At 63.6% G+C, this 10,283-nt stretch carries 9 protein-coding genes; 3 read left to right on the plus strand and 6 right to left on the minus strand.

All coding sequences use genetic code 11. The annotated features are described in order from the left end of the window. Positions 1–122 precede the first annotated feature (122 nt). Both AD663_RS15470 and AD663_RS15475 read left to right on the plus strand, forming a co-directional pair. Positions 123–1,040 carry a dihydrodipicolinate synthase family protein gene (locus tag AD663_RS15470; RefSeq protein WP_053214078.1) on the plus strand — a complete coding sequence of 306 codons (918 nt, stop codon included), beginning with the start codon at positions 123–125 and terminating at the stop codon, positions 1,038–1,040. Positions 1,041–1,193: 153 nt separating this feature from the next. After that, a complete protein-coding gene (locus AD663_RS15475) occupies positions 1,194–1,739 on the plus strand; it encodes a DinB family protein (protein WP_053214079.1) in 546 nt (181 codons plus the stop codon). A gap of 72 nt (positions 1,740–1,811) precedes the next feature. Here the strand turns inward: AD663_RS15475 and AD663_RS15480 are convergent, their stop codons facing one another. The 5 genes from AD663_RS15480 to AD663_RS15500 form a co-directional block, all read right to left on the minus strand. Further along, on the minus strand, positions 1,812–2,876 hold the full coding sequence (locus AD663_RS15480; RefSeq protein WP_003182433.1) for a 2,3-butanediol dehydrogenase: 1,065 nt from the start codon (positions 2,874–2,876) through the stop codon (positions 1,812–1,814). Between the two features lie 82 nt (positions 2,877–2,958). Further along, the gene (locus AD663_RS15485; protein ID WP_003182435.1) at positions 2,959–4,071 is read right to left on the minus strand and encodes an acetoin dehydrogenase dihydrolipoyllysine-residue acetyltransferase subunit; all 1,113 of its coding nucleotides are present in this window, start codon (positions 4,069–4,071) and stop codon (positions 2,959–2,961) included. After that, positions 4,071–5,087 carry an alpha-ketoacid dehydrogenase subunit beta gene (locus tag AD663_RS15490; RefSeq protein WP_053214080.1) on the minus strand — a complete coding sequence of 339 codons (1,017 nt, stop codon included), beginning with the start codon at positions 5,085–5,087 and terminating at the stop codon, positions 4,071–4,073. The genes AD663_RS15485 and AD663_RS15490 overlap by 1 nt, the downstream gene beginning before the upstream one ends. Positions 5,088–5,123: 36 nt before the next feature. After that, positions 5,124–6,101: a thiamine pyrophosphate-dependent dehydrogenase E1 component subunit alpha gene (locus AD663_RS15495; RefSeq protein WP_053214081.1), complete on the minus strand. Its 978-nt coding sequence runs from the start codon at positions 6,099–6,101 to the stop codon at positions 5,124–5,126. Positions 6,102–6,103: 2 nt separating this feature from the next. Then, positions 6,104–7,177, minus strand: a complete 1,074-nt coding sequence (locus tag AD663_RS15500) for an ATP-NAD kinase family protein (RefSeq protein ID WP_003182441.1) — start codon at positions 7,175–7,177, stop codon at positions 6,104–6,106. A gap of 342 nt (positions 7,178–7,519) precedes the next feature. Between AD663_RS15500 and AD663_RS15505 the strand changes: the two genes are divergently transcribed. Next, a complete protein-coding gene (locus AD663_RS15505) occupies positions 7,520–9,385 on the plus strand; it encodes a sigma-54-dependent Fis family transcriptional regulator (protein WP_053214082.1) in 1,866 nt (621 codons plus the stop codon). Between the two features lie 10 nt (positions 9,386–9,395). Here AD663_RS15505 and AD663_RS15510 read toward each other — a convergent pair whose 3' ends face one another. After that, positions 9,396–9,725, minus strand: a complete 330-nt coding sequence (locus AD663_RS15510) for a hypothetical protein (RefSeq protein ID WP_003182445.1) — start codon at positions 9,723–9,725, stop codon at positions 9,396–9,398. Between the last annotated feature and the right edge of the window lie 558 nt (positions 9,726–10,283).

Consider the following 10,283-nt stretch of genomic DNA (forward strand, 5'->3'; position numbering starts at 1 on the left):
CCAGGCCGTTATTGGGGCCGCTTCGCAGCCCAGCGGGAGCAAGCTCCCTCGCCACAAAAGCTCTGTATTCGAATCAACTTTAACTGCGTATACGAAATACCATTAACCACCGGAGACAATCCATGAGCAAACGCATCAACTGGAGCGGCGTTTTCCCCGCCGTCACCACGCAATTCAACGATGACTTTTCCATCAACCTGGAAAAAACCCATCAGGTGATTTCCAACGTCATCCGTGACGGTGTGTCGGGCCTGGTGGTCTGCGGTTCCGTGGGGGAAAACACTTCCCTGAGCGCCGAGGAAAAAATCGCCGTGACCGAAGTCGCGGTGGACGCCTCCCGTGGCCGGGTGCCGGTGATTTGCGGCGTGGCCGAGTTCACCAGCTTGCAAGCCGCGAAAGTCGCCAACGCGGTGCGCAAGGTCGGCGTCGACGGGGTGATGCTGATGCCGGCGCTGGTCTATGGCTCCAAGCCGTTCGAGACCGCCGAGCACTTCCGCTACGTGGCCCGGCATGCCGACGTGCCGTTGATGGTCTACAACAACCCGCCCATCTACAAGAACGACGTGACCCCGGACATCCTGATTTCCCTGGCCGACTGCGACAACGTGGTGTGCTTCAAGGATTCCTCAGGCGACACTCGGCGTTTCATCGACGTGCGCAATGAAGTCGGCGATCGCTTCGTGTTGTTCGCCGGCCTGGATGACGTGGTGCTGGAGAGCCTCGCGGTGGGCGCCGAAGGTTGGGTTTCGGGCATGTCCAATGTGTTTCCGAAAGAAGGCGAGACGATTTTCCGCCTGGCCCGCGCCGGACGTTTTGCCGAGGCGATGCCGATCTATGAATGGCTGATGCCGATCCTGCACCTCGACGCCCGCGCCGACCTGGTGCAATGCATCAAGCTCTGCGAAGCCATCGCCGGCCGCGGCAGCGCCCTCACCCGCCCACCGCGCCTGGCCCTGCCGGACGAAGATCGGCTGTATGTGGAGCAGATCATGGCCAAGGCCATGGCGAACCGGCCAGCGTTGCCGGATGTGGGGCTTTAGGACCCGGAACCCGAGGTAAATAACCAATCCCTGTGGGAGCGGGCTTGCTCGCGAAGGCGGTTTGTCAGATATGACTATGCTGCATGTGCCGCCGTCTTCGCGAGCAAGCCCGCTCCCACAGGATTTGTGGTGGCCATAAAGGGAGACCGCCCCATGAATTATTTCCTCGCCCAGTCCCTGAACAACCAATGGGCCAACCGCAGGCTGCTCAGTGCCTGCGCGCGGCTGAACGAGGCCGAATATGGGGCGTACCGCACCAATTTCTTTCCCTCCATACAGAGCACGCTCTGCCACATCCTGGAAGTGGATCGCTACTACCTCACCGCCCTCGAAGGCGACCGGGATGGGCAGATAAAGGATTTCTCCGAGATCCTGCCGTACGCCCAGCTCCTGCAAAGCCAAACCCAAACCGACCAGCGGCTGGTGGCGTGCTGCGAAGCCCTGCGGGAAAAAGACCTGGCCCGCTCCGTGGAGCTGGTGCGGGTCGACGGAGTGGTGCGCGAACGAATCGACCGGCTGCTGCTGCACTTGTTCGAGCATCAGATCCATCATCGCGGCCAAGTACATTCGATGCTCAGCGGCACCGGCGTCGAGCCTCCGCAGCTCGACGAATTTTTTCTCGAATGCGACCACAAATATCGGCAAAAAGATGAGCAACTCGCCGAGGAGATCGTCTGGCGAGACTATCGACCTGGCTAAAAACGCCGACGCACTCAAAAAAATGCGATGGCCGCTACCGGCCACCGCCAAAATCGCCCACTTCAGGCGCCCTCAGATCGGTGCGGGAGACACGATAATCTTGACGTTGTGCTCCTTGTTATTGACCAGTTCCTCGAAACCCTGGCCGACAATCTGCTCCAGCTGGATACGGCCGGTCACCAACGGCGAGATGTCCAGGCGCCCGTCGGCGATGAAGGCGATCACGTCGGCGAATTCACCGTTGTAGGCCAGCGCGCCAAGTACTTGTTTCTCGGTGGAGACCAGTTCAAAGAAGTTGAATGAACTCGGCTCTTCGAAGATTCCCACCAGCACGCACTTGCCGGCCTTGCGGATCAGGTCGATGGCCAACTTGGCGGTGTGCTTGTTGCCGATGCACTCGAAGCTGACATCGGCGCCCAAGCCACCGGTCAGGCGCCGGACTTCGGCCAGGGCGTCACATTCATTCGGATCGATGACGTGGCTGGCGCCCACCTCCAGGGCCTTGGCCTTGCGCGCGCCGGACATTTCCAAGGCAATCACCTGGGCGGCGCCGGCGGCCTTGGCGCACATGATGGTGCACAGGCCAATCGTCCCGGCCCCCACCACCACGACATTTTGGCCCAACAGGCTGCCGGCCTTTTTCACCGCGTGCATGCCCACCGCCAGTGGCTCGATCAGCGCGCCGGCCTCGGCCGGAAAGCCGGCGGGCAACTTGTAGAGCAGGTTGGCCGGCACGTTGACCAATTCAGCAAACGCACCGTTATTCATCAGCCCGGTGAACGCCAGGTTTTCGCAGATGTTGTACAGGCCATGGGTGCAGTAATAGCAGGTGCCGCAATGCTGGCAGGCATCGGCCGCCACCGGCTCACCGACACTGAAGCCCTCCACACCGGCGCCCAGTTCGACGATCTCACCGCAGAACTCATGCCCGAGGATGCATTGGCCCTTGATGCCCGTCAGCGGGTGCGGCGCGTCCACCGGGATGAACACCGGCCCGGCCACGAATTCATGCAGGTCGGAGCCACAGATGCCGCACCATTGCACACGGATCTGCACCCAACCGGCGGGCGGTGAAATCGGCAGCGGCACGTCTTCGACGCGGATGTCGTTGCGGCCATGCCAGACGGCGGCGCGCATGCTGCGGGTAGGCTTGATTGAAACGTTCATGACATTGCCTCCAGGATTCTGTGGGCGACGACAGCGGTCGCCGCCTGCTTGATCAGTGCTGCTGAATGAACTCAAGGATCAGTCGGTTGACCTGTTCGGCCGCTTCCATCTGCACCATGTGGCCCTGGCCGGAGAGCAACTCGACCTGCGCACTCAGCCCTTCGCTATGGGCCGCTGGAATGATCGCGTCGTCACTGCCCCAGATCACCAGGGTCGGCACATGACCGGCTTGCACCACTTCGCGCAGATCCACCTGCTGGCGACCATCGGCGAACAACGTCGCTGAAAGTTGCTGCAGCGCGGCGTCGACGCCCTCCAGGCGCTTGTACTTGAGCATGTCGTCGAGCATCTGCCGGTTGACCAGCTCGGCATTGGAAAACAGCTGCACCAACTGCGGCTTGAGGGCGTTGCGGTTGGCCGCTTCGACGAAACCTTTCAGGTAGCCGCCGTTGATCTCCCCGCCCAGCCCAGCGCTGCCGATCAGGGTCAGCGAGCGTATCCGCTGGGGCATCAGGCGCGCGGCGTTCAGCGACACCGCCCCACCCATGGAATGCCCCACCAGATGCACCGCGTTGATATCCAGGTGATCGAGCATGGCCAGCACCACGTTGCTCAGTTCGTCCAGGTCACCGCTTTGCAGGGTTTTCGAAGATTCGCCATGCCCCGGCAGGTCCAGGGCAATCACCCGGCGCCCGGCTGCCAGCGCCTCGTGGTTGAACAGCCAATTGTTCAGGTCACCGCCGAAACCGTGCACCAGCAACAGCGGCGTGCCGCCCTCGCCGCGCTCGAAATAGCGGATCACCCGGCCGTCCAATTCAACTTTCTGCGGTTTCGGACCGCTGTCTTCGTCAGCCGCATCACCCGGCACGAAGCTGGCCTGGAACTGCTCGATCACCGCATCGATCTCGGCGTCGCTGGCCTCGCCGTCCACGACAATGCCCAGCAGTGCGCCGACCGCCAGGGTTTCGTCCTGGCGGGCGATCTGCCGACGCAATATCCCGGAAAACGGCGCCTCGACGCTGCTGGAGATCTTGTCGGTCTCCACGTCCATCACTTCATCGCCCTTGGTGATGGCCTGGCCCTCCTCCTTGAGCCAGGCATCGACCCGGCCTTCGGTCATCGACAGGCCCCACTTGGGCATGGTCAGGGTAAAAATCTGGCTCATCAGCGCTTGCTCCACTCGATCACGTTGAGCACGGCTTGCTCGATCTTCGCCGCGTCGGGGATGTACAGGTCTTCCAGGGCATCGGAAAACGGCACCGGCGTGTGCGGCGCGGTGACCATTTCAATGGGGGCCTTCAGCGAGCCAAAGGCTTTTTGCGCCACCAGCGCGGAAATATCGGTGGCCATGGAGCAGCGCGGGTTGGCTTCGTCGATCACCACCAGGCGCCCGGTCTTTTCGACGCTCTCAAGAATGCTGTCCTCGTCCATCGGACTGGTGGTGCGCAGGTCGATGACTTCGCAATCGATCCCGCGCCCGGCCAGGCTGCGCGCGGCGTCCATCGCGGTGTTGACCATGCGCCCGTACGACACCAGGGTCACGTCCTTGCCGTCGCGCAGGAAGTTGGCCTCGCCAAAGGGAATGGTGTAGAGCTCTTCCGGCACGTCGCCTTGCATGCTGTAGAGCAACTTGTGCTCGCAGAAAATCACCGGGTCGTTGTCGCGGATCGCCTGGATCAGCAGGCCCTTGGCGTCATAGGGCGATGACGGGCAGACGACCTTGAGCCCCGGGAGGTGGGTCCACAGCGAGGTGAGCATTTGCGAATGCTGGGCGGCGGCGCGCAGGCCGGCGCCGACCATGGTGCGGATCACCAGGGGCGTGGAAGCCTTGCCCCCGAACATGTAGCGAAACTTCGCCGCCTGGTTGAGGATCTGGTCCAGGCAGCAACCGGCGAAGTCGACGAACATCAGTTCGCACACCGGGCGCACGCCACAGGTGGCGGCCCCCACGGCGGCGCCGACGTAACCGATCTCCGACAGCGGCGTGTCCAGCACGCGGCCGGGGAATTGGTCGTAAAGGCCCTTGGTGACGCCGAGCACACCGCCCCAGGCGTCGTTCTCCCCGGGTGCGCCGGCACCACCGGCAACGTCCTCGCCCATGATGAAGACACTGGTGTCGCGGCGCATTTCCTGGGCCAGGGCTTCGTTGATTGCCTGCTGATAGCTGATTTTTCTCGCCATGATGGAATTCTCTATTGTTGTTATTCGGGAGGGCGTTCAGGGGTAGCTGACGTAGACGTCGGTCAGCAGGTCCGCCGCAGAGGGCTTGGGATCGGACTTGGCCTTGTACACCGCGTTTTCAATCAGCAGTTCCACCTCCTTGTCGATCTGGTCCAACTGCTCCACGGTGAGCAATCCGGCCCGGGTGGTGCGCTCGCGAAACTGCATCAGGCAGTCCTGGTTTTCGCGGAAATGCTTGACCTCGTCGGGGGCCCGATACGTCTGGGCATCGCCTTCGAAATGGCCGTAGTAACGCGTCAGCTTGACCTCGATCAGCGACGGCCCTTCCCCGGCCCGGGCGCGCTCCACCGCCGCCCCGGCCGCTTCATGGACGGCGAAGAAATCAAAACCGTCCACCGTCACGCCAGGCATGCCGAACCCGGCGGCGCGGTCGGCGATGTGATCGCAGGCCACCGACCAGTTGGAAGCGGTGGCTTCGGCGTAACCGTTGTTTTCGGCGATGAACAGGCACGGCAGGTTCCATACCGAGGCCATGTTCATGGCTTCGAACACCGCGCCCTCGTTGGAGCCGCCATCGCCGAAGAACACCACGGCGACGCTGTCGGTGCCCTTGAGCCGGGCCGCCAGCGCGGCGCCCACCACCAGGGGCGCGCCGGCGCCGACGATACCGTTGGCACCGAGCATGCCTTTTTCGAAATCGGCGATGTGCATCGAGCCGCCCTTGCCCTGGCAGACGCCGGTTTTCTTGCCGTAGATCTCGGCCATCATCCCGTAGACATCCACGCCCTTGGCGATGCAGTGGCCGTGGCCACGGTGGTTGGAGGCGATGCAGTCGTCATCGCCCAGGTGAGCCATGACGCCGGCGGCCGAGGCTTCTTCGCCTGCATACAGGTGGACGAAACCGGGGATCTCGCCGGTGGCGAACTCCACGTGCAGGCGCTCTTCGAAGGCGCGAATGGTGCGCATCACCTGGTAGGCGTGCAGCAGTTGATCGTGGGTCAGCGGTGTCGACATTTTTATTCTCCTGGGGTGTCTTCTTGAAGATTCAGAGGGTGTTGCGGGTGTTCGCGGCCAATGGCCAGCAAACGCTGTTGCGCGGCGTAGGCCAGCACCGCGTTGACGTCGATGCTCAGCGGACCGCCGGCGTCGAGGGTGACCGTGGGCCGGTCATGGACGTTGAATTCGATTTCCCGCTCGCCGTCCAAGGCCAGGGTGCCGCTGGCGAGCGACAGGCCATGGGCGACGCCGGGTTCCAGGGGGCCGGCGGCGAGCACGCCACAGCCTTGCAGCAAGCCCGGCGCGAGCGGCACCAGCAGCGCTTCGGGGGATTGCGGATCGAGGCGCATCCAGGCCCCGCCCGGTGCCTGGCGTGACACCGGAAACCACAGGCCGCACAGCGCCGACAGGCCAATGGATTGCGGTTCGGCAAAGGTCACGAAGACTTCAGCCAGATCCTGCGCCCGACTGATGGCCCGGGCGCCGACAAAACGCAGCGGCGACACGGCGACATCCACCAGGGCGACTTCCCGCAGGCCGCGTGCGGCATCGCAGACCAGCAGGCGCTTGTTGCGGCGCAAGCCGAGCTGTGCCGGTACCCGGCCGCTGGCGTACAACCCGCCGGCCAGCCCGGCGCTGGTGGCTTCGCGCAATTCGGGAAAGGCGTTGTTGGTGCCGGTGGACAAGGTCAACAACGGGATGTCGCCCACCTCGGCAGCCACCGCCTTGTGCGTGCCGTCGCCACCGAGCACGGCGATCAGCGCCACCTCGCGTTCGGCCATCAGGCGTGCCGCGCGGCGGGTGTCCTCGACGGTCTGGCGCAAGGTCAGGTCGAGAAATTCGAGGGCCGGCCAGTGACTGCTGCGGGCCTGGCGGCTGTGGCTGTTCTTCAACACGGCGGCAGCGATGCCGGTCATGTCGGTGGGCATCAGCACCTGCTCGATGCCGGTGGCCCCGAAAGCGGCCAGCAGGCGCTGGATCACCGAAACCTTGTCAGTGCTGGAAAACAACCCGGCATTGGCGGTCAGGCGTCGCACGTCTCGGCCCGATGCGGGATTGGCGATGATGCCCACCGTCAGCGGTCGACGACTCATGGCGCCACCGTGGGTGAGACAGGCAAATGACCTGGGCAGGGAGACATACGCACCTCGTTGTTATTATTGGATGGCCCGTCGGGCGGGCTTCAGAGGTAGAGCAAGGGCGGTGCCAGTTGCTGGCATAACCTGCGAAACGTCCGGTCTAGAGCGGTTCTTTGGTGGTTATGGGTACAGCGAAGCGAGCCCCGGTGAGACGCCACATGTCAGCCTGCACGAGGGCTCGGCGAGACGGTGAGACGTGGCGTCTCACGCCGGCCATCGGCGTCATCAGGCTTGTCTGCGCAGGGCGAAGGGCGCTTAATGCGTCCACAACGATAAGAAGCTGAACCGGAGGCCCCTATGCTTTCCGCTCACTCCCGGGCGCACGTGGATTGCGTCAGCCGCGTGGTAAGAAACGCGGATCAATTGCCACAACTGCCCGTCCCGGACCTGATCCTCGACTCCTGGCGCCGCTCCATGGAGCAGCACCACTTGGACCCGGGCTCGCTGCAAGGCCCACGCATCCTGTCGGAGAATGTGCTCAAGCAATGCCGCGAGCGCTCCGAGCTGTTCCTCAACATCGCCAGCGAAGAAGTGGCGCGTCTGCACGGTCGGGTGCGCGATGCCGACTACTGCGTCCTGCTCACCGACGCCCAGGGCCAGACCATCGATTACCGGGTGGAAACCGCGATCCGCAACGACTGCCGCAAGGCCGGGCTGTACCTGGGCACCTGTTGGTCGGAAGGTGAGGAAGGCACGTGTGGCGTGGCAGCGGTGCTCACGGCGAAGGCGCCGGTGACCGTGCACAAGCGCGATCATTTCCGCGCAGCGTTCATCGGCCTGACCTGCTCCGCCGCGCCGGTCTTCGACCCCCAGGGCGGGTTGCTTGGGGTGCTGGATGTCTCGGCGGTGCGCTCGCCGGATGATCGGCGCTCGCAGCATCTGATCCGACAAATGGTGGTGCAGAGCGCCCGGGAAATCGAGCAGGCGTTTTTCATGAGCAGCGCTCAAAAGTACTGGGTGCTGCGGGCCCACCGCAACGCCGGATACGTCGACAGCCAGCCCGACTTCCTGTTCGCCTGGGATGACGACGGTTGCCTCCAGGCCTTGAACCCAGCCGCCCGCCAGTATTTGTTGCAGCAGTACGGTCAGTTACCGCAACACATCAGCCAGGTCTTCGACCCGCAACAGTTGCACCGCGCCCGTGATGAGAGTCTCTACCCGCTCGACCCCGCTCTGCATGGCCGCTTGAGCGCGCCACGTCATCGGGCCAGCCCGCGGCCCCGGGCGGCGCTGGCCCCGGCCGAATTGGATCCGCGCCTGGCCGACAGCCTGCGCCTGGCGGTGCGGGTCAAGGACCGCAACCTGCCAGTGCTGATCCAGGGCGAAACCGGTTCGGGCAAAGAGGTATTCGCCCGTCAATTGCATCAGGCCAGTCAGCGCCGGGATCGCCCTTTCGTGGCGTTGAACTGCGCGGCGATTCCCGAAAGCCTGATCGAGAGCGAGTTGTTCGGCTACGTCGCCGGGGCCTTCACCGGCGCCTCGACCAAGGGCATGCAGGGGTTGTTGCAGCAGGCCGATGGCGGAACGCTGTTCCTCGATGAAATCGGTGACATGCCGCTGGCCTTGCAGACCCGTCTGCTGCGGGTACTGGCCGAGGGTGAAGTGGCACCGCTGGGCGCATCCCGTCGCAAAGCAGTGGACATCCAAGTGATCTGCGCCACCCACCGCGACCTGGAGACGCTGGTGGCCGCTGGCGAGTTTCGTGAGGATTTGTACTTCCGCCTCGGCGGTGCGCGCTTCCAGTTACCGCCGTTGCGCGAGCGCAGTGACCGGTTGATGCTGATCAACCGCATTCTCGCCGAGGAGTCGGCGTTATGTGGCGAGGCTCTGCAGTTGAGCGGCGCGGCCTTGGAATGCCTGCTCGGTTATCACTGGCCGGGCAATATCCGCCAGTTGCGCCATGTGCTGCGTTACGCCTGCGCGGTGTGCGAAGGCAGTGTCATCCAACTCAGCCAGTTGCCCGAGTCGTTGCACCCCGCAGATGCCGATGCCCATGCGCCGGAGCCCATCGCCAGCCCGGAACGCCAGGCCCTGCTCGATGCCTTGGTGCGTCACCGCTGGAAGCCCACCGCCGCTGCTCGCGCCTTGGGCATTTCCCGGGCAACCCTGTACCGACGGGTGCATCAGCATGGCATCGACATGCCTGGCCGAAGCCCGGCGTGAAGACGAGGGGCTATTTCTGCGCCAATTCATGACGCACGCACTGTTCGTAGTAGGTCTGCTTGACGGCGGCCGGCTTGAGGCGCGAAGCGCTGTTGTAGGTCTGTTCGGTAATGCCCAGGGCAGTCATGCGCATCCAGGGCCGGGGAAACTTGCGCACTTGCAAGCGCTTGCGCGCACCGTACAGGCTGGTGCCAGAGAGCTTGGAGGCCTGCGCCCCGGCCGCAATGTCCGAACCCCAGCGGCAGACCGACTGCTGGTTTTGCGTCAATGCCCGGGCCTGGGCCTCAAGCGAGACGGCCGCGAGCAGAAATGTCGCCACGACCCACATGGAAATACGCATAGGTTTGTCGCCCAACTTTCTGAAATAAAAGAAGTTTGACGATGTTCAAATGAGCAAGGGGCCAGCACTTGGCCGAAAAAACCACGCCGACGTTGCGGTTCCCCGTGGCGAGGGAGCTTGCTCCCGCTGGGCTGCGCAGCAGCCCCAAAAAGGCTGGACACGGCCAGTCTGTTATACCGAGGTGTCTGGTTCTGGGGTTGCTTCGCAACCCAGCGGGAGCAAGCTCCCTCGCCACATGGACCGGGTTGCAGCCCTCTTGTGGTGAGGGGATTTATCCCCGCTGGGCTGCGCAGCAGCCCCAAAAAGGCTGGACACGGTCAGCCTGTTATACCGAGGTGGCTGGTCCTGGGGTTGCTTCGCAACCCAGCGGGGATAAATCCCCTCACCACAGAATGGTGTTTGGTCGTAAATGCTTTGTTGGCCTGAAACACCCAACCCTCCAGCCAACCACAAGCCCGTGGCGAGGGAGCTTGCTCCCGCTGGGCTGCGCAACAGCCCCAAAAAGGCTGAACACGGTCAGCCTGTTACACCGAGGTGTCTGGTTCTGAGGTTGCTTCG

Origin of the sequence: Pseudomonas sp. Q12-87 (assembly GCF_001269755.1) — a bacterium.
GTDB lineage: Bacteria > Pseudomonadota > Gammaproteobacteria > Pseudomonadales > Pseudomonadaceae > Aquipseudomonas > Aquipseudomonas fluorescens_S.